This window comes from Marinobacter sp. E2 (assembly GCF_055755345.1).
Genome location: NZ_CM146911.1, coordinates 1,357,969 through 1,376,562 on the forward strand (window position 1 = coordinate 1,357,969; position 18,594 = coordinate 1,376,562).

At 59.6% G+C, this 18,594-nt stretch carries 17 protein-coding genes and 1 tRNA gene; 15 read left to right on the forward strand and 3 right to left on the reverse strand.

Annotated features, from left to right (window positions below):
- Positions 1 to 13: 13 nt before the first annotated feature.
- The 15 genes from pyrH (at position 14) to AC0J1C_RS06245 (ending at position 13,565) form a co-directional block, all read left to right on the forward strand.
- On the forward strand, positions 14 to 742 hold the full coding sequence (gene pyrH, locus AC0J1C_RS06175; RefSeq protein WP_473046044.1) for a UMP kinase: 729 nt from the start codon (positions 14 to 16) through the stop codon (positions 740 to 742).
- Between the two features lie 64 nt (positions 743 to 806).
- A complete protein-coding gene (frr, locus tag AC0J1C_RS06180) occupies positions 807 to 1,364 on the forward strand; it encodes a ribosome recycling factor (protein ID WP_091992120.1) in 558 nt (185 codons plus the stop codon).
- A gap of 70 nt (positions 1,365 to 1,434) precedes the next feature.
- Entirely contained in the window at positions 1,435 to 2,205 is a 771-nt protein-coding gene (gene uppS / locus AC0J1C_RS06185) for a polyprenyl diphosphate synthase (protein WP_473046045.1), read from the forward strand.
- A 21-nt stretch (positions 2,206 to 2,226) separates the two neighbouring features.
- On the forward strand, positions 2,227 to 3,066 hold the full coding sequence (locus AC0J1C_RS06190; protein ID WP_473046047.1) for a phosphatidate cytidylyltransferase: 840 nt from the start codon (positions 2,227 to 2,229) through the stop codon (positions 3,064 to 3,066).
- Positions 3,067 to 3,068: 2 nt separating this feature from the next.
- Positions 3,069 to 4,253, forward strand: a complete 1,185-nt coding sequence (ispC, locus tag AC0J1C_RS06195) for a 1-deoxy-D-xylulose-5-phosphate reductoisomerase (protein ID WP_473046048.1) — start codon at positions 3,069 to 3,071, stop codon at positions 4,251 to 4,253.
- A 48-nt stretch (positions 4,254 to 4,301) separates the two neighbouring features.
- Positions 4,302 to 5,651, forward strand: coding sequence for an RIP metalloprotease RseP (gene rseP / locus AC0J1C_RS06200; RefSeq protein WP_473046049.1), 1,350 nt, complete (start codon positions 4,302 to 4,304; stop codon positions 5,649 to 5,651).
- Positions 5,652 to 5,695: 44 nt separating this feature from the next.
- Positions 5,696 to 8,014 (forward strand): outer membrane protein assembly factor BamA, encoded by a 2,319-nt coding sequence (bamA, locus tag AC0J1C_RS06205; RefSeq protein WP_473046050.1) that lies wholly within the window; start codon positions 5,696 to 5,698, stop codon positions 8,012 to 8,014.
- 45 nt (positions 8,015 to 8,059) lie between these two features.
- Positions 8,060 to 8,557, forward strand: coding sequence for an OmpH/Skp family outer membrane protein (locus AC0J1C_RS06210; protein ID WP_091992126.1), 498 nt, complete (start codon positions 8,060 to 8,062; stop codon positions 8,555 to 8,557).
- A gap of 46 nt (positions 8,558 to 8,603) precedes the next feature.
- Entirely contained in the window at positions 8,604 to 9,629 is a 1,026-nt protein-coding gene (gene lpxD / locus AC0J1C_RS06215; RefSeq protein ID WP_473046510.1) for a UDP-3-O-(3-hydroxymyristoyl)glucosamine N-acyltransferase, read from the forward strand.
- A gap of 11 nt (positions 9,630 to 9,640) precedes the next feature.
- Positions 9,641 to 10,078: a 3-hydroxyacyl-ACP dehydratase FabZ gene (gene fabZ / locus AC0J1C_RS06220; protein ID WP_375192096.1), complete on the forward strand. Its 438-nt coding sequence runs from the start codon at positions 9,641 to 9,643 to the stop codon at positions 10,076 to 10,078.
- Positions 10,078 to 10,869, forward strand: coding sequence for an acyl-ACP--UDP-N-acetylglucosamine O-acyltransferase (gene lpxA / locus AC0J1C_RS06225; RefSeq protein WP_473046051.1), 792 nt, complete (start codon positions 10,078 to 10,080; stop codon positions 10,867 to 10,869). The genes fabZ and lpxA overlap by 1 nt, the downstream gene beginning before the upstream one ends.
- Positions 10,870 to 10,887: 18 nt before the next feature.
- Positions 10,888 to 12,069, forward strand: a complete 1,182-nt coding sequence (gene lpxB, locus AC0J1C_RS06230; protein WP_473046052.1) for a lipid-A-disaccharide synthase — start codon at positions 10,888 to 10,890, stop codon at positions 12,067 to 12,069.
- Positions 12,069 to 12,752 (forward strand): ribonuclease HII, encoded by a 684-nt coding sequence (gene rnhB, locus AC0J1C_RS06235; protein ID WP_473046054.1) that lies wholly within the window; start codon positions 12,069 to 12,071, stop codon positions 12,750 to 12,752. The genes lpxB and rnhB overlap by 1 nt, the downstream gene beginning before the upstream one ends.
- Positions 12,753 to 12,822: 70 nt before the next feature.
- A tRNA-Met gene (locus AC0J1C_RS06240) sits at positions 12,823 to 12,899 on the forward strand.
- 288 nt (positions 12,900 to 13,187) lie between these two features.
- Positions 13,188 to 13,565 carry a fibronectin type III domain-containing protein gene (locus AC0J1C_RS06245; RefSeq protein WP_473046055.1) on the forward strand — a complete coding sequence of 126 codons (378 nt, stop codon included), beginning with the start codon at positions 13,188 to 13,190 and terminating at the stop codon, positions 13,563 to 13,565.
- 28 nt (positions 13,566 to 13,593) lie between these two features.
- On the opposite strand, the gene AC0J1C_RS06250 is transcribed toward AC0J1C_RS06245, so the two are convergent.
- Genes AC0J1C_RS06250 through AC0J1C_RS06260 form a run of 3 tightly spaced genes read right to left on the reverse strand, consistent with a single transcriptional unit; the run spans position 13,594 to position 18,556 of the window.
- The gene (locus AC0J1C_RS06250) at positions 13,594 to 16,161 is read right to left on the reverse strand and encodes a CHASE2 domain-containing protein (RefSeq protein ID WP_473046057.1); all 2,568 of its coding nucleotides are present in this window, start codon (positions 16,159 to 16,161) and stop codon (positions 13,594 to 13,596) included.
- 33 nt (positions 16,162 to 16,194) lie between these two features.
- Complete coding sequence (locus tag AC0J1C_RS06255; RefSeq protein ID WP_473046058.1) at positions 16,195 to 17,829, reverse strand: FecR family protein; 1,635 nt, start codon at positions 17,827 to 17,829, stop codon at positions 16,195 to 16,197.
- Positions 17,822 to 18,556 carry a response regulator transcription factor gene (locus tag AC0J1C_RS06260; RefSeq protein WP_375183413.1) on the reverse strand — a complete coding sequence of 245 codons (735 nt, stop codon included), beginning with the start codon at positions 18,554 to 18,556 and terminating at the stop codon, positions 17,822 to 17,824. The genes AC0J1C_RS06255 and AC0J1C_RS06260 overlap by 8 nt, the downstream gene beginning before the upstream one ends.
- Positions 18,557 to 18,594 lie beyond the last annotated feature (38 nt).

The window sequence follows — 18,594 nt, forward strand, 5'->3', positions numbered from 1 at the left end:
CAAGGGGATCATCATGCCGACTTCATCGAAAACCCAGCCCAGATACAAGCGTGTTCTGCTCAAGCTCAGTGGCGAGGCCCTGATGGGGGAACACGATTTCGGTATTGATCCCAAAGTTCTCGACCGCATGGCCCTGGAAATCGGTGCGCTGATTGGCATCGGTGTGCAGGTTGGCCTCGTTATTGGTGGCGGCAACCTGTTCCGCGGCGCGGCCCTCAATGCCGCTGGCATGGACCGGGTTACCGGTGACCACATGGGTATGTTGGCAACGGTCATGAATGGCCTGGCCATGCGCGATGCCCTGGAGCGCTCGAATATCCGTACCCGGGTAATGTCGGCCATTCCCATGAGCGGGATTGTTGAACACTATGACCGCAGGCGCGCCGTTCGGGATCTCAAGGACGGCGATGTCGTGATTTTCTGTGCCGGTACCGGCAACCCGTTCTTCACCACGGATTCCGCAGCCTGCCTGCGGGGCATCGAGATTGAGGCGGACGCAGTACTGAAAGCCACCAAGGTGGATGGCGTATACTCAGCCGATCCGCATCTGGACAGCAGTGCCGAAAAATACGATTACCTTACCTACGATGATGTGCTGGACAAGAAGCTCGGGGTGATGGATCTGACCGCGATCTGCCTGGCCCGGGATCACGGCATGCCACTGCGGGTTTTCGATATGAACCGCCCTGGCGCTCTGACCCGCATCGTAACCGGTGAAAAAGAAGGTACACTGATTGAATAACAGGGCTGTCCGATGCAGCAGCCAGATCAGCGAATGAAATGACGAACGAATCGAGGATGATGAAGTGATTGACGACATCAAAGCAGAAGCCGAGAAAAAGATGAAGAAGAGCCTGGACGCTCTGCATTCGGCATTCAACAAGATCCGGACCGGCCGCGCGCATCCGTCCATCCTGGACAGCGTTATGGTGAATTACTACGGCCAGGAAACACCGCTCAAACAGGTGGCCAGTGTCAACATCGAAGACAATCGCACACTGACGGTATCGCCCTGGGAGAAGAACCTGGTGCCGACCATCGAGAAGGCGATCATGATGTCTGATCTGGGACTCAATCCGGCCACTAGCGGTGACATTATCCGCGTGCCCATGCCCATGCTGACGGAAGAAACCCGTCGTGAAATGGTCAAGCAGGCCAAGGCGGATGCCGAGCACGGTCGCGTCTCCATCCGTAACGCTCGTCGCGATGCCAACAGCATGATCAAGGAATTGCTGAAGGAAAAGGAAATTACCGAGGACGACGAGCGCAAGGGTGAGGATGAGATCCAGAAGCTCACCGACCGCTACATCGCGGAAGTTGATAAAATGCTCAAGGCCAAAGAAGAGGACCTGATGGCGGTCTGATCCGCCAGGTTCACTCGCAAGCGAACTGATTGGCCGGGAGGTACGCTGTCCCGGCCGCACAGGGGATTTCATGACGGGAACGGTATCCGCAGAGTTTCCGGTGTCGGCAGACAGCCGGCCCCGGCATGTGGCCATTATCATGGATGGTAACAATCGCTGGGCCAAGGCCCGCCGATTGAAGGGTGTAGCAGGCCACAAGGCCGGCGTGGATGCGGTCCGGGCGGTTGTGGAAACCTGTGCCCGTGAGGGGGTTGAAGTACTGACCCTGTTCGCCTTTTCCAGCGAGAACTGGCGCCGACCGAAGGACGAAGTCTCGGCGCTGATGAGATTGTTCCTGCTGGCGCTGGAGCGCGAAGTTCGCAAACTCCACCGCAACAACATCTGTCTTCGCATCATCGGTGACCGTTCGGCCTTCAGCCCAACGCTTCAGGAGCACATGGCGGCGGCAGAAGAACTGACCCGCAACAACACCCAGATGACGCTGGTCATCGCCGCTAACTACGGCGGACATTGGGATATCAGCCAGGCTACGCGCCAGATAGCCGAGAAGGTTCGGGCAGGGCAGCTTGAGCCGTCTGACATCACCGATGACCTGATTCAGCAACACGTCAGTATCGGCGATCTTCCGGTACCTGACCTGATGATCCGCACCGCTGGTGAACAGCGCATCAGCAATTTCCTGCTTTGGCACCTCGCCTATACGGAACTGTACTTTTCACCGGTCTATTGGCCAGACTTCCAGCATGAGGAAATGCGCAAGGCGCTGGAGGCATACGCCGGTCGGCAGCGCCGTTTTGGCCAGACGGACGATCAGATCGCCGCCAAGGCTCTACAACAATAACGAACGATAGCGACTTTACTCGTGTTAAAAACCCGAATCATCACTGCACTGGTCCTCGCCCCCATCGCAATTGGCGGGATTTTCTTCCTTCCGCCTCTGGGCTTCGCATTGTTCACGGGTGCCATCATCACCGTTGGCGCCTGGGAGTGGGCGAACATGGCAGGCGTGGGCAGTGGCGCCGGTCGGGTGGTCTATGCCCTGATAACGGCGGCCATCCTGTTCGCCCTGCTGAACGTGTCCTTCGAGGTCGTGCTCTGGCTGGCGCTGGTGTGGTGGCTGGTGTGTTTCCTCCTGGTTCGCAGCTACCCTGCCGGCTCTGAGCGATGGGGCAGTCTGCCGGTCAGGGCCACCATGGGACTGCTGGTGCTGGTGCCGGCCTGGGTCGGGCTCAACCACATGCGCACCGGTGGCTTCCAGTTCGGCGACAGCAGTAGCAACTTGCTGCTGATCCTGTACGTGTTCTGTGTGGTCTGGGTGGCCGACATTGGCGCCTATTTTGCGGGCCGGGCCTTTGGCAAGGCCAAACTGGCGCCCCGGGTAAGCCCCGGTAAGTCCTGGGCCGGCGTCTGGGGTGGGCTTGTTGCGGTTGGCCTGTTTGCCCTGTTGATCGGTTTCCTAGCCGCCGCCGGGCTCTCTGAGATTTTCTTGCTGGTGATTGCCAGTCTTGCGACCGGCCTGGTGTCGGTCCTGGGGGATCTGTTTGAAAGCATGCTCAAGCGCTATCGCGGGATCAAGGACAGCAGCCAGTTGCTGCCTGGCCATGGCGGGATCATGGATCGAATCGACAGCCTGACCGCCGCTATTCCGGTGTTTGCGCTCATCGTGACCAAACTGGGTTGGCTTACAGCCGGGCAGTGGTGACTATGGTCGTTCGCCGAATCAGCCTTTTAGGGGCCACGGGCTCCATCGGACTCAGCACGCTGGATGTCGTTCGGCGCCATCCGGAGCGCTTTGCCGTTCACGCGCTGACGGCGAACACCCGAGCTGACGAGATGGCGGTGCTGTGTCGGGAATTTCGCCCGCAGGTAGCCGTCATGGCCTGTCCCGAAGCCGCGCAAACCCTGGCTGCTCTGCTCGCTGATGTGCCGGACATTCAGGTGCTCGGAGGTGAGGAGAGTCTGTGTGAAGTGGCGTCGGCTCCGGCAGTCGACACCGTGATGGCTGCGATCGTGGGTGCCGCCGGGCTGTCTCCCACCCTGGCGGCGGTACGCGCGGGCAAGCGGGTGCTGCTGGCCAACAAAGAAGCCCTGGTGATGTCGGGCAAGCTGTTCATGGATGCGGTGGCGGCCTCCGGCGCCGAACTCCTGCCCATTGATTCCGAACACAACGCCATTTTCCAGTGCATGCCGGCGGACAAGGTGAGGGATCCAGAGGGTGCCGGTATTACCCGGATCCTGCTGACCGCCTCGGGCGGCCCTTTTCGGGAATTCAGTGCTGACCAGCTAAGGTCGGTGACTCCAGCTCAGGCCTGTGCGCATCCCAACTGGTCCATGGGGCAGAAGATCTCTGTGGACTCCGCCACGTTGATGAACAAGGGTCTTGAGTTGATCGAGGCCTGCTGGCTGTTCAATACCACGCCCCGTAATGTCGAGGTTCACGTTCACCCCGAAAGCATCATTCATTCGATGGTGGAGTATGCCGACGGTTCGGTGTTGGCCCAGATGGGGAGCCCGGACATGCGGACCCCGATTGCCAACGGCCTGGCCTGGCCGGAACGCATAGACGCAGGTGTGGCGCCTCTGGATCTGTTTGCCATTGGCCGGTTCCATTTCGAGCGGCCAGACCTGGTGCGTTTTCCCTGCCTGCGGCTGGCGGCCGAGGCCTTCGAGGCGGGCGGTACCGCACCAGCGGTTCTGAACGCTGCCAACGAGGTAGCGGTTGCCGCGTTTCTGGCGGGCGACCTGTGTTTTGCGGATATCCCCGTTATCATAGAGCGGACACTGGCTGCGATTGCCGTAGAGCCGGCCAACAGTTTTGACATCATTTTTGCCAGGGACGCCGAGGCCCGTATCCGTGCCCGGGAACAGATAGGGTTGTTAACTGTCTGAGAGTCGCAGCATTAAGGCGCGCTGCAGAAGCCATCAATCGGGAAGATTATGCAGATTATCGAAACCGTTCTTGCGCTTGCGCTGACCCTGGGCATCCTGGTGACCTTGCACGAGTTTGGTCACTTCTGGGTGGCCCGGCGCTGTGGCGTGAAGGTATTGCGATTCTCCGTTGGATTCGGCAAACCCATGTTTTCCTGGTACGACCGGCACGGCACTGAATTCGCGGTTGCCGCTATTCCACTCGGTGGTTATGTCAAGATGCTCGACGAGCGCGAGGGCCCTGTCCCGGAGGAGCTCCGCGATCAGGCCTTCACCTCCAAGACTCCGGGGCAGCGTATTGCTATCGCGGCGGCGGGCCCGGTGGCCAACTTCCTGTTTGCCATAGCGGCTTATTGGTTGTTGGGCGTGGTGGGCGTTACCCACGTCGCTCCCATTGTCGGCGAGGTTGCCGATGGCAGCGTTGCCCAGCGGATCGGGCTGCAGGAAGGCATGGAAATCCACTCCGTGGACGGACACAGGGTGTCGTCCTGGCGCGACGTGAATATGCGGATTCTCGAGCGCACGGGCGAACACGGGCAAATCGCCCTCAGCGTATCGGATGATGGCGCCCGTGGAACCATTAGCGGGCCACTGGATGGTTGGCGACTGAGTGAAGACACGCCCAATCCGCTGGCGGAGTTCGGCATTACCCCCTGGCGACCGGCGATCCCTCCGATTCTTGGCCAGATTTCCAATGACGGCAGGGCCCAGGCCGCCGGCCTGAAAACCGGAGACCGTGTGCTGGCGGTTGAAGGCGAGGCTGTCGGTAGCTGGTTTGATCTGGTGGAGCGCGTTCGTAATGCGCCCGGACAGACGCTGCAGTTTACCGTGGAACGAGGCGGCTCCGAGCAGATGTTCCAGGTGACGCCCGAAGCCCGCACGGAGGAAGGCGGCGAGACGATCGGCTTTATTGGTGCCGGCGTCGAGGCGGTAACCTGGCCAGAGGAGGTTCTGCGGGACGTCAGCTATGGTCCGATTGCCGCCTTGCCGGTTGCACTGAGCGAGACCTGGGCCGACACGCGACTCACGCTGGTGGCCATCCAGAAAATGATTACCGGTCTGCTTTCACCCAACAACCTCAGTGGGCCAATCACCATTGCCCGAGTGGCCGAGGCCAGCGTCAGTTCCGGGTTTGAGGACTTCGTTCGGTTTCTGGCCTATCTGAGTGTGAGTCTGGGTATTCTCAATCTGCTGCCGGTGCCGGTGCTCGATGGTGGTCATATTGTGTACTACTCCATCGAGGCGCTCCGCGGAAAGCCGCTTTCCGAGCAAGCCCAGGCGTTCGGATTAAGAATCGGTATGGCAATGATCCTCACATTAATGGTGTTTGCTCTTTACAACGACCTGATGCGGTTGTGAGAATTGCGAGCTCCTTACGCGCATTAACCAGGCGAAATATTTGAATGAGACGTTCTCTTCTAGGTGTAGCCGTCGGCCTCGCTGCGGCAGTGTCCGTTCCGATGTCGGCCATGGCCGATCAGTTCACGGTCTCGGATATTGAAGTTGAAGGTTTGCAGAGGGTTTCTGCAGGCACGGTTTTTTCCGCATTTCCGGTGAACATTGGCGAGCAACTGGATGAAACCGAGCTGGCCGATGCCATCAAGGCCCTGTTCAGAACGGGGCTTTTTACCGATATAGAGGCGAGTCGGGATGCGGGCGTTCTCATATTGACGGTGCGCGAGCGGCCCTCCATCAGCGATATCGAGATTGAGGGCAACAAGAATATCGAAACCGAAATGCTCATGGATGCGCTTGCCGGCGCGGGCCTTCAGGAAGGCCAGGTATTCAGGCGCGCCACTCTGGAGCGCCTGGAACTGGAAATTCTGCGCTCCTACATCGCCCAGGGCCGCTACAACGCCAGGGTGAAGGCGACGGCGGAGGAACTGCCCCGTAACCGGGTTGCAATCCGTCTTGAAATCAATGAAGGCTCCGTGGCCGCCATTCATCACATCAACCTGATTGGCAACCGGGACTTTACCGACGAAGAACTCAAGGAGCTCTTTGAGCTGGAGACCACCAGTTGGTGGAATTCGATCACCAACTCCGACAAATACGCCCGTGAACGTCTGAGCGGCGATCTGGAATCGTTGCGTTCCTTCTATCTCGATCGCGGGTATCTGGACTTCAACGTCGAGTCCAGCCAGGTGTCCATCTCTCCGGACAAGCAGAAGGTGTTCATTGCCATTGCCCTCAACGAGGGGCCGCAGTACACCATTTCAGATATCCGGCTCCGGGGCGAGCTGATCGTCGGCGAGGAGGAACTGAGATCCCTGATTCCGGTGGAGGAGGGTGATGTGTTCTCCCGCTCCCGCATGACCGCGATTTCCGAGGCGCTCGCCTTCCGGCTTGGCCGCGAGGGCTATGCCTTTGCCAATGTCAACGCGGTACCTGAACCGGGTGAGAATAACACCGCGGCGGTTACTTTCTTTGTAGAGCCTGGCAAACGCGCCTATGTGCGCCGTATCAACTTCGAGGGCAACGTATCCACCCGGGATGATGTTCTGCGGCAGGAAATGACGCAGATGGAGGGCGGCGTGGCTTCCTCGGACCGGATTGAATTCTCCAAGACCAAACTCGAGCGCCTTGGCTTTTTCAAAACCGTCAATGTGGACACCGTGCCAGTGCCGGGAACCGACGATCTGGTGGATGTGAACTATTCCGTGGAAGAGCAGCCTACCGGCAGTCTCTCCGCCTCCGTGGGCTTCTCCCAGGATTCCGGCGTCATCCTCGGGGCGAACGTGTCGGAGAACAACTTTTTTGGTACCGGCAAACGGGTCTCCTTTGGGGTGAACGTCAGCGACTCGGTCAAGAGCGCCAACATTTCCTACCTCGATCCTTACTACACGGTGGATGGTGTGAGCCGCGGCTTCAGCCTTTTTGCCCGGGAAACCGACTATGAGGAAGAGGATATTTCCTCCTTCCTGCTGGACGAGTACGGCGGCCGGGTAACTTTCGGCTACCCGATAGACAGTATTACCCGACTGAACTTCGGTGCCGGCGTCACCCAATCCAACATCAAGGAAGGCCTGTTCACCTCTCAGGAGGTAACGGAATTCATTGATGAGGAGGGCGACTCCTTCACCAACTATTTCCTGTTCGGAAGCTGGCGCCGCAGCACCCTGAACCGTGGCGTCCTTCCCACGGACGGCTACAGTCATTCACTGTCGTTGGATGTGGCGGTGCCGGGCAGCGACCTTACGTTCTACAAGGCCACCCACAAGACCGATTTCTATTTCCCGATCACCGATAACAACCGCTGGGTTTTCCGGGCGCGGTCGGAAATCGGCTTTGGCGACGGTTATGGTGATCGTACCCAGATGCCGTTCTACGAGCACTTCTACACAGGCGGCTACGGTTCTGTTCGTGGCTACGAGGCGAACTCCCTGGGCCTGAGGGCGACCAACAGCCCCAACGACCTTTCTGATCCGGACCCCTTCGGTGGTAACCTGCTCACCGAAGGCGGCCTGGAGCTGATATTCCCGACACCGTTTGCGGGCGACACCCGGTCCATGAGGACATCGTTCTTCCTGGACGCCGGCCAGGTCTTTGATACCGCTCGTGGCTTCGATCCTGAACTGGGTGAGATCAGGACCGCGGCCGGGGTCGGTTTCCAGTGGATTACCGCAGTTGGCCCACTGGCCTTCAGTCTGGCTTACCCGCTGAACGACAAGGCGGGCGACGATACCCAGGTGTTCCAGTTCTCGCTGGGCCAGACCTTCTAAAGCATGGATAATAACAACCAACGGATGAAAACCAGGAGAAAACCAATGTCCCGATTCCTTTTGATCATCACTGCAGCGGTTATGGCGATGGCGTCGCCGGCCATGGCAGAGACCCGGATCGGTGTTGTCGATCTGCGCCAGGCGCTTTTTTCCTCCAACGACGCCAAGGCCTTCAGCGAAACGCTGCAGAAAGACTTCGCAGGGGATGAAGCCCGTGTGCGCGAAGCCCAGGAAGCCGCGCGCAAGCTGCAAGAGCGCCTGGAAAAAGACGGCGCCATGATGAATGAAAGTGAGCGTAACAAGCTGGCCAGCGAGTTCCAGGAAAAGGTCAAGGAATTCAACTTCCTGAAACAACGCCTGGACTCGACGGTCAACCAGCGCAAGCAAGCATTCCTGGAGCAGGCACGGCCCGAGGTGGACGCCGCTGTAAAGGAACTGCTTGAAGAGAACGATCTGGACCTGATCCTGCCCAGCGAGGCGGTGGTCTATGTGAAGCCGGAAATGAACCTGACCTCCCAGCTTCTGGACAAACTCAACCGTTGATCCTGACGCCCACAGGATCGACCGGAATGTGGCTGGAGAGTGCATGATGACAGATCGGACGTATCGCCTGGGAGATGTCGCCAGCGCGCTTGGTGCGGAGCTTCGGGGCGATCCCGAAATCCGGGTTTCGGGGCTGGCTACGCTACAGGCTGCAGGCCCCGGGCAGATCAGCTTTCTGGCCAACCCCTCCTACGGCAAGTACCTGGCTGACACCCGGGCCTCGGCAGTCATCATTTCACCTGCCTCCGCCGAGGATGTTTCCACCAATGTCCTGTTACTCGATAACCCATACCTTGGTTATGCTCGCCTGAGCCACTGGTTCGACCCCGCTCCGAAGGCACCCGCCGGCATCCACCCGACGGCCGTGATTGACCCGACAGCCACCATTGCCGACGACGCCAGCGTTGGCCCCCATGTGGTCGTGGAAGCTGAGGCCAGCATCGGTGAGAAAGTCGTGGTGGGCGCGGGCACCGTGGTGGGTGCCCGAACCCGTATCGGCGCAGGTAGCCTGATTCGGCCGCGCGTTACCCTGGCCCATGATGTGGTGATTGGCCAGCGTTGTCACATCCTCAGCGGTGCGGTGATTGGTTCCGACGGATTCGGGTTTGCCAACGAAAAAGGCGCCTGGCAGAGAATTGCTCAGCTGGGCCGGGTCGTGTTGGGTGATGACGTTGAGGTTGGCGCCAACACCACGATTGACCGTGGCGCCCTCGATGACACGGTGATCGGAGATGGGGTCAAGCTCGACAACCTCATTCAGGTGGCCCACAACGTGCGCATTGGCGACCACAGTGCCATGGCAGCGATGGTGGGCATTGCCGGCAGTACCCGTATCGGGCGCCATTGTGTCTTTGGCGGTGCCTCGGGCGTTGCGGGGCACCTTGAGATTGCGGACCACGTGCACCTCACCGGCATGACCCTGGTAACCGGCGATATTCGTGAGCCCGGCGTATACTCTTCCGGTACCAGTGCCGATACCAACCGCCAGTGGCGAAAGAATGCGGTGCGTTTCCGTCAGCTGGATGTGCTGGCGCGACGAGTGAAAGAACTGGAAAAGAAACTCAAGGGCTGAGGCCGATCAACATGATGAAGATTGACGAAATTCTGGAGTACCTCCCGCATCGATACCCGTTCCTTCTGGTGGACAGGGTAACGGAGGTCGAAAAAGGAGTATCGATCAAGGGGTACAAGAATATTTCGTTCAACGAGCCGTTCTTCCAGGGCCATTTTCCGAACAATCCCATCATGCCCGGCGTGCTGATTATTGAGGCCATGGCCCAGCTTTCAGGCATTCTCGGGTTTGTGACGGTCGGCCGGAAACCCTCGGACGGCGTGGTACAATACCTCGCTGGTTCTAGCAAGGCGCGCTTCAAGCGCCCGGTGCTGCCCGGGGATCAGCTGTGCATGGAATCGGAATTCATTTCCGGAAAACGTGGCATTTACAAATTTGATTGTCGCGCGCTGGTCGACGGCGAAGTCGTTTGCGTGGCAGAGATTCTTACCGCTGAGAGAGAAGTTTGATGGCGACAAATGACTGGTCGGGTGTCCATCCTCAGGCAATTGTGGACCCGTCAGCCAAACTGGGGAGCAACGTTACCGTTGGTCCCTGGAGTTATATTGGCCCGGATGTGGAAATTGGCGACGGCACCGAAATCCTCTCCCATGTGGTCGTCAAGGGGCCCACGGTCATTGGCAGGAACAACCGCATTTTCCAGTTTTCCAGTGTCGGTGAAGAGTGTCAGGACAAGAAATACGCCGGCGAACCAACCACGCTGGTGATCGGGGACAATAACGTTATCCGCGAAAACTGTACGATTCATCGCGGCACCGTGCAGGATCGCGGTGAAACCCGCATTGGCAGTGGCAATCTTCTGATGGCCTACGTCCATGTGGCCCACGACTGCATCGTAGGGGACAACACCATTCTGGCGAACTGTGCCACCCTGGCAGGCCATGTGTCGGTGGGCGACTATGCGATTCTGGGCGGTGGCACCATGGTGCATCAGTTCTGCCACATCGGCCCCCACAGCATGGCAGCCGGTGGCAGTATCGTGCTCAAGGATATTCCTGCCTACGTCATGGCCAGTGGCCAGTCGGCGCAGCCCCATGGCATGAACGTGGAAGGGCTGAAACGCCGTGGCTTCAGCCGGGAAGTGCTGCTGGCATTGCGCCGGGCCTACAAGGTTATCTACCGTCAGGGGCTAACCACCGAGCAGGCCGTGGAAGAGCTTGAGAAGTCCTTTGCCGATGTTGCAGAAATTCGACCCCTCATCGACTCACTGCGCGGAGCGCACCGCGGCATCATCCGCTAACCCGGCGGGAGCCTGTTGGTGACAGAACCGTCTCACGCAATTATCAGCCAGAGTAAACGGACGTTTGGCATCATTGCCGGTGAGGCATCGGGGGATATCCTCGGTGCCGGACTGATTCGGTCCCTGCGCAGGCGCTACCCGAACGCCCGTTTCGTCGGCATTGGTGGCGAGGAGATGGTGGCCGAGGGTTTCCACTCTCTGGTGCCCATGGAGCGGCTTTCGGTGATGGGGCTGGTGGAAGTGCTGGGCCGTATCCGGGAGCTGTTCCGCATTCGGGCCCGATTGCTCGATTACTTTTTCACCACGCCGCCGGATGTCGTGATCGGCATCGATTCCCCGGATTTCACCCTTGCCATCGAGCGACGCTGTCGTGAGGCTGGCATCCCCTCTGTCCACTACGTGAGTCCGTCAGTGTGGGCCTGGCGGCAGAAGCGGATTTTCAAAATCGCGAAATCCGTGGACCTGATGCTTACCCTGTTTCCGTTTGAGGCACGATTCTACGAGGAACATCACGTGCCTGTGGCGTTTGTGGGTCATCCGCTCGCCGATCGGATTCCAATGGAGCCCGATACCCTGGCGATGAGAGCCTCCCTGGGCATGAACCCCGAGGCGCCGGTTCTGGCCGTGCTGCCCGGCAGTCGCGCCGGTGAAGTGGAGCGCCTGGGCACACTGTTTCTGGAGGCGTCCCGATGGATTCAGGAAAAGCGGCCGGACCTGCAGTTGGTGATTCCCTGTGTGAACCGGGAGCGTGAGAAGCAGGTGCGGGCCCTGGTGGACGCACTCGCCGTCAAGCTGCCTGTTACCGTCGTGCGGGGCCGCTCGCGGGATGTGATGGCAGCCTCCGATGTGGTGCTGCTCGCCTCCGGTACTGCCACTCTGGAAGCCATGTTGCTGAAAAAGCCCATGGTGGTGGGCTATCGATTGAGTGGCTTCAGCTACGCTCTGGTCTCACGGCTGGTGAAGGTGCCCCACGTCGCGTTGCCCAATCTGCTTGCCAGGCAGCCGCTGGTGCCGGAGTTGCTGCAGGATGCCGCCACCCCGGAAAGTCTTGGCGCCGCCGTACTCGAGCGGCTTGAGAACACTGATGAGCGAGCGCGGCTGAAAGAGGCGTTTACCGACTTACACCAGACCCTTCGGCAGGATGCCGATGAAAAAGCAGCCCAGGCCATCTCCGATCTCCTTGAGTATAAAGGGCAATAATGGCCAGGGTTCCGTTGCCTCCGTTCGAATGTCGTTATACCGGATCCCTGCTGGCGGGCGTGGATGAAGTAGGGCGCGGCCCGTTGATCGGTGCTGTCGTTACCGCCGCCGTGATTCTGGACCCCGACAGGCCCATTGCTGGTCTGGCCGATTCGAAGAAACTGACTGAAAAGCGTCGAAACGCCCTGTATGAGCAGATCCTCGATCAGGCGCTGGCCTGGAGTATTGGCCGATGCGAGGCCCGGGAAATTGATGAGCTGAACATCTACCAGGCGACCATGCTCGCCATGGAGCGAGCGGTCTGCGGACTGACGATTCCGCCGGAGTATGTCCTTGTGGATGGTAATCGTTGCCCCAAATGGCACTGGCCGTCGGAGCCTGTGATCAAGGGCGATAGCCGCGTCGAGGCCATCAGCGCGGCTTCCATTCTGGCGAAGGTGACCCGAGACCGGGAGATGGAGGCGCTGGATGAGCGGTTCCCGGGGTTCGGGCTGGCCCAGCACAAAGGGTACCCGACGCCTGTCCACCTGGACGCCCTGCGCCGCCTTGGGGCGACACCGGAACACCGTCGGTCCTTCCGTCCGGTTCAGGAGGTAATTGAACAGGTGGGTTTGTTTAGCGGCGGCCCCAGGGTTGAGTCCGAACCCGTTTTCCGGACCGATCTTTTCGAAGATATCGATTGACAGCTTCCAATCGAATCCTTAATATACGCGCACGTTGATCGGGGGGTGTCCCGGCAACAACCAGTTTTGATGCGGGGTGGAGCAGTCTGGTAGCTCGTCGGGCTCATAACCCGAAGGTCGTTGGTTCGAATCCAGCCCCCGCTACCATCTTTTAAAAAGCCCGCTCAAGCGGGCTTTTTTGTTTCCAGTCATCGCCCTCCGATGCAATCTCACCATTCAGTCTGCCCGTACAACTTCCGTATCATGCGTGCGCCTTGTTCTGTCTTTTGCGGGCAAATTTTTGCCCGATAATTCAGAGACTTCCCTTGCTTTCTTACCGATTCCTGACGAGAAATTGACAATTTCGTAACTTGGGAAATGACGGGCTTCACATAGATAATCCGGTCTGTTTTGTAAAATTTTAAAAATTCGACGACATTTTGGTCAAAAATCCATATGAAGCGCGTCATTAAAATGTCAAAGGCATGGATTGCCGCGTGCATGGTAGGGATTGTTTTAACCGGCTGTGGCGGTGGAGGCTCCGGCGGTGGCGGGCAGGGTGCAGCAACCCTGAGCTGGACAGCGCCGCTGACCCGGGTGAACGGCGAAAGTATCCCGATGGGTGAGCTGGATAAGTATGTTATTCGCTATGGTCAGGATGCGGGAGACTTGACCAAGCAAGTGGTTGTCGAAAATGCGGCGGCCGAGGCCGACATGTCCTACCGGATCGGTGGCCTCGCCACGGGTACCTGGTATTTCACGATTCAGGTACAGGATATCAACGGTTTGATCAGCGCCCCGTCTGACGTTGTAAGCAAATCGATCAGTTCATGATTCACAGCCGGCTCAAGGCCGGCCCGCCTTACTGAAGTGGGTTTGCGATTGGCAGTTTCAGCGTAAACGCCGATCCATGGCCCGGGCTTGATGCCACCGAAATCTCTCCACGATGCTTTTCAACCACCGTTTTAACGAACGACAGGCCAAGGCCGGTACCGTGAATGCCAGCGAGCTCTGTGCGCTTCTGGCGCCGGTAACGATCAAACAGGTGTGGTAGCTCGTCTGGATCTATGCCACTGCCCTCGTCGGCGATGGTCAGGCAGGCCTGATGGCCGGCCCGGAATACCTGAATGCTGACGGTAGACGCTTCCGGGCTGTACTGGATGGCGTTCGTCAAAAGGTTAATGACAGCTCTCTCCAGCAGTTCGGCGTTACCCTTGAGCCAGAGATCCTCGGTGCCATGGAGCTGGATCTCGATCTGCTTCTCAACGCCCTGTTCACTGACGCTATCTCGGGCGTTCTCAACGATGGACAGAAATTCGCATTCATAAAAACGGGTTTCGGTTAATTGCTCGGCGCGGGCCAACTGAACAAATTCCTCGGCCAGGTGATAGCTTCGCCGCGCCAGTCGGCCCAACTGGTCCAGCTGTTCCTGATCGATATGGCTCGGGTCACGCTTCAGTTGTTCGATCAGTGCAAGTTGAGACACCAGAGGTGAACGCACATCATGGGAGATAAAGTCGATTGCCTCCCGGTGCTGCCGCTGCTGCTCCCGGAGTTCCGAGATGTCGGATATGTTGGCAATGATGCCTTGCTGGTCACCATCGGGCAGGGAGAAGGGCGCGAAGTGAATGAGAAAGTCCTTGTAGCGGACCTTCAGGTCCACTGTGCGGCTCTGCTGCAGGGTAAGGGTGTCGGATACGGTTTCATGCCAGGGCGGTGTCTCCCTCGGGTCGTGGCCCTCCAGCAGTTTGACCAGTGGCAGGCCGCTGAGGCTCGGCATCGGCTCCCGGAACCATTCCTCAATGTGGCCATTGGCGAAGCGAATCACGCCCAGCTCGTCGGTCACGATAATGCCATCCGGCATGTGCTCGAAGCTGCGCCGAATGAACTCCTGCATGTGATTGAGTCGCTCGGTTGCGAGACGGACCCGCTCGATCCGTGCCGATATGTTCTCCCGTGGCCTGGACGAGTGCGATGTCTGTGCAGGATCTTCAAGGCGCAGCCTGCGAAGGTAACGCTGGATGGCCTCACGACCAAGATCGTTCGGCAACAAAAGGCCGAGATGGTAGCGCGTGCCACCCCGTAACAGCTGGATCCAGCTGCGGTTGCTGTCGTGGTGCCAGTAGCCTGGTGTCAGATCAGCCGGGATGTCAGCCGGGACCAGCCCCTTTGCCGCAAGCAGATCGTTCTCCTCCATGAGTAGCCAACCTTCCGGTCTCAGCAGAGCCCGGAAATGCTCCAGAAGCTGGGTCGGGTGGCGCCCGGCTGGTGCCGGGAGGGAGACCTGGGGGCTTCTCGCAAGATCATCGAGCTGCCGGTTCAGAAAACGGTTGGTCATGGCCAATCGCAGGCCGCTGGAAACGGGCAGGGCCAGCAGTGGAACCAGCAGTGCGTTGGCTACTGGAAGCCACCAGCCCAGCCGGAACAGGCCGAACAGAAACAGACCGAGAAGAAGAAGCGCCGCCGCGCCGCAGGCGAGTAAGGTGTGTGCCGGCCGCATTCTGGGCAGTACCGTTGCCAACACCAGGATGGCCAGGACTGTCAGCAAGGCGGCGGCCCAGGGTGGAGCCGTGCGGATCAGCAGCCCCTGTTGGTGGGCAGAGAACACATTGGCGTGAAACTCGACCCCCGACATGGGCCGGCTCAGCCCGGAGAACGGGGTAGGCAGAATGTCACCGAAACCGGCGGCGGTGGCGCCGACGAACACCGTTTTACCCTGGAACAGTTCCGGTGAGGGTGGCCGGTTGAGAACCTCCGAATAGGAATAGGCGGAAATAGAGCCTGCACCTCCGGCAAGGGGAACGGCCCGATAACCGGATCGGACGTTCACATAGGCAGGCGCACCTGCCGTTGATGCGTGTTCCGGTTCGGCGCCGGTCACCGCCAGAGAGAGACTGGGCCACAGCTTCTGCCCCATCCCGTTGTACAGATACAGGCCGCGGGCCACGCCGTCACTGTCCAGTTCCACATGAGCGTGGCCCAGGCCGGCAGCGGCACCGGCGAGCGGGGCTACAGGCAGTTGTTCCTGCAGGAGATAATGGGAGGTCGGCGGCGACAGGTAAACCGGAAGGAAGACATTGCCGTGTCGCCTCATCGCCTTTGCCAGTAACGCGTCGTCGGGGGAGGGCTCGGAAAACAGGATATCGAACACGATGGTCTTCGCACCGGCCTGGTGGAGCTTGGAGACCAGCTCCGCATGCAGGTTCCTCGGCCAGGGCCAGCGCCCAAGATGACCCAGACTCCGCTCATCAATGGTGACCAGCACCACGTCGTCTGAGATCCGGGGAGGGGCAGAGGTTATGGCCTGGTCGTAAAGCCAGAAGTCCAGGCGTTGTGGCAGGGCGCTGATCTGAACCAGGAGTACAAGCGTCAGCAGGATCAGGCCCAGGGTCCAGGGGGTTGTTCGTATTGGCAGCCAATCCCGGTTCATGAGTCCTGCTGTGTGTTTCGGTCGATCAACGGTTTATTCCAGGTACAGTTCCCTCCCGGGTCCCCACCGGCTTTCCAGTGGGCCATCAGAAAGAGCTTTCAGGCGCACAAAATACCGCCTTCCGGGAATCAGACGCAAGGCTGCGGTGGTATCAGAGAGCGTCGCTTCCTTGATGATATTGTTGAATCCCGGCTCCTCAGAGAGCTGCAGTCGGTAGTCTGTGGCTGTGTCGACTTTCTCCCAGAATACCCGCACCTGGCTGTCGATGTAGTTCACGCTGATGATTCGAACGGGCGGCAGGCTGCCGTTCACCACCAGTGAGCGCGCTTCGGTGGTGGCCACGGAGTTACCACCGGCCTCGGTAACTACCCGCCAGTAATATTTGCCCGGCCCCAGTGGACGCGACGGCAGGGCGGCGTTTTCGGGTGCCCACTCGCTGCTGGTGATCAGGTTGCTGAAATTCTGATCCGCAGCAATTTCAACCCGGGCGACTTCGTTCTGGCCCTTGAGTTGCCAGCGGAACTCCGGCATGTCGTCGTTCACGGTCTCGCCATCGCTCGGCGCCACAAGGCTTGCAGCGCGAGCCTGAAGATCCACCTCTACCGGCACCACGCCGGGCATGCCGGCGATGCCACGGCTGTCGAGTGCCGCCAGATGAATCTCGTATCGGCCGTTGTCCAGGAGCCCGATGTCGAATGAATTTGCGGCGGTGGTGCGGCTTTCCACCCAGCGGCCGGTCTCGGTCTCGAAAATATCGATGCGGTGCCGTGGCGCCCGGCTATCCTGCCATGTCATGGTCGATGGCAGGCTGGTGAGCGTTGCCGGCAACGGGTTGATCTGAGGAGCGGGAGGCAGTCGCCGGATGCTCAGACCACTGCGATCACCGGTGGACAGGCTGGCTCCGAAGCCCGCCGGGATACGGCGAATCTTGCCGGGTGCCCCGAAATCGACGTTACCTTCTGTCACCTGCAGGCTGCTACCGGTGCTCGATGTCTGAAGGGCGAAAACAGTGCCTCTTACGGCGGCCACGGCTGAGGGTGTCTCGATCTCAAAACGGGCACCGCCCTCCATAACCGGCTTAACGCGGGTGTGGACTTCACCCCGGTCGAGTCTCAGGCGGGTGTCTACCATGCCAGCCTTGCCGTACTGGGTCAGGCGATTGAAGATGAGGCGGGAGTTGGGGGAAATCCGGACCTCGGAGCCGTCCGCCAGTTCCACCGTCGCGGTACCGGAGGCTGACAGAATTTCGTCACCCACCCGTATCAGAGCGTTTTCGTCCAGCGGCGTCTTCCGGCCGGTACTGGCGGAGATCAACTGAACCGTGCCGGACACGGAGGTTGCTTTGGCGGGCTGCGGTTGGCGTTTCAGCCAGGAAAGCGGGATGCGAACGCTGTCGCCGGCAGCCAGGGCGGCGCCATTGCTGATTCTGTTGTACTGCAGCAGTCGCGCGCCGGTGTATCCGTTAGCGAGCAGCTCATCGGCCACCTCGCGAAAGCTCTCGCCGGGACGGAGCGTGTAGATCCACTCGGGCATCTGGTTAGCGGAGACAATATCCGTTTGCCCCGCCGATCCGCGGGTAACGGAGAGCTCGGCGCCTGCCGGGGCCGACCCCAGTGCTATCAGGACGGAGAACAGCAGGGCAGAAAGCCCGGTGGTGCGGTCAGTCATTGGCTGCCTTCTGAAGTTCCCCGTCCTCGACCGCCGGAGCCGGCGTTTTCATCGCCTCCAGGCGGTAGCCGCGCTGATAGATGGTCTTGATGCGAAATCCGTTTTCCGGGTTCAGGCCCAGCCTCCGGCGCAGCCGGCTCATGTGGGTGTCCACAGTGCGTGTGTTGATATCCCTGGCCAGGCCCCAGACACGCTCCAGAAGCATTTCCCGGGTCAACAGCCGCCCCTGGTTCTGGAACAGGAACAGGGTCAGGTCGAAGTCCTTGTCGGTTAGGGTCAGCTGAGTGCCATGCAAGGCAATGGTGCGCTGCTGGGTGTTGATTTCGAACGGGCCGTAGCGCAGCACTTCCTTGTCGCTGTCGGGATTGGAGCGTCGGGCCAGCGCATTGATTCTGGCGACCAGTTCGGCGGCCCGCGCCGGTTTCGCGAGATAGTCATCGGCGCCAGCGTCCAGGGCCCGAACGATGTCTGTCTCGCTGTCCCGCTGGGTCAGGAACAGGACCGGAATCGGCCAGTTTAACTGCGCTCGCACATTCTCGAGAACGTCGATGCCGGTCATGTCCGGTATCTGCCAGTCGAGGATCAGCAGATCGTAACTTCTGTGCAAAACGGCGCTCAGAAAATTCTGGCCGGTTGGAAAACTGTCACAGTGGTGACCACGCTCAGACAAAATTGCCTGAATGTGCTGTGCCTGTTCGGTTTCGTCTTCAAGCAGAGCAATGCGCATCGACCGTCTCCAGAATAAGAATGCGTCGGCGAATTATC

Bases quoted from the DNA above. Each gene is read 5' to 3' on its own strand.
- pyrH (WP_473046044.1), top strand. From the start codon at position 14: ATGCCGACTTCATCGAAAACCCAGCCCAGATACAAGCGTGTTCTGCTC.
- uppS (WP_473046045.1), top strand. From the start codon at position 1,435: ATGACGGGAACGGTATCCGCAGAGTTTCCGGTGTCGGCAGACAGCCGG.
- ispC (WP_473046048.1), top strand. From the start codon at position 3,069: ATGGTCGTTCGCCGAATCAGCCTTTTAGGGGCCACGGGCTCCATCGGA.
- rseP (WP_473046049.1), top strand. From the start codon at position 4,302: ATGCAGATTATCGAAACCGTTCTTGCGCTTGCGCTGACCCTGGGCATC.
- bamA (WP_473046050.1), top strand. From the start codon at position 5,696: ATGAGACGTTCTCTTCTAGGTGTAGCCGTCGGCCTCGCTGCGGCAGTG.
- AC0J1C_RS06210 (WP_091992126.1), top strand. From the start codon at position 8,060: ATGTCCCGATTCCTTTTGATCATCACTGCAGCGGTTATGGCGATGGCG.
- lpxD (WP_473046510.1), top strand. From the start codon at position 8,604: ATGACAGATCGGACGTATCGCCTGGGAGATGTCGCCAGCGCGCTTGGT.
- fabZ (WP_375192096.1), top strand. From the start codon at position 9,641: ATGATGAAGATTGACGAAATTCTGGAGTACCTCCCGCATCGATACCCG.
- lpxA (WP_473046051.1), top strand. From the start codon at position 10,078: ATGGCGACAAATGACTGGTCGGGTGTCCATCCTCAGGCAATTGTGGAC.
- rnhB (WP_473046054.1), top strand. From the start codon at position 12,069: ATGGCCAGGGTTCCGTTGCCTCCGTTCGAATGTCGTTATACCGGATCC.
- AC0J1C_RS06245 (WP_473046055.1), top strand. From the start codon at position 13,188: ATGAAGCGCGTCATTAAAATGTCAAAGGCATGGATTGCCGCGTGCATG.
- AC0J1C_RS06250 (WP_473046057.1), bottom strand. From the start codon at position 16,161: ATGAACCGGGATTGGCTGCCAATACGAACAACCCCCTGGACCCTGGGC.
- AC0J1C_RS06255 (WP_473046058.1), bottom strand. From the start codon at position 17,829: ATGACTGACCGCACCACCGGGCTTTCTGCCCTGCTGTTCTCCGTCCTG.
- AC0J1C_RS06260 (WP_375183413.1), bottom strand. From the start codon at position 18,556: ATGCGCATTGCTCTGCTTGAAGACGAAACCGAACAGGCACAGCACATT.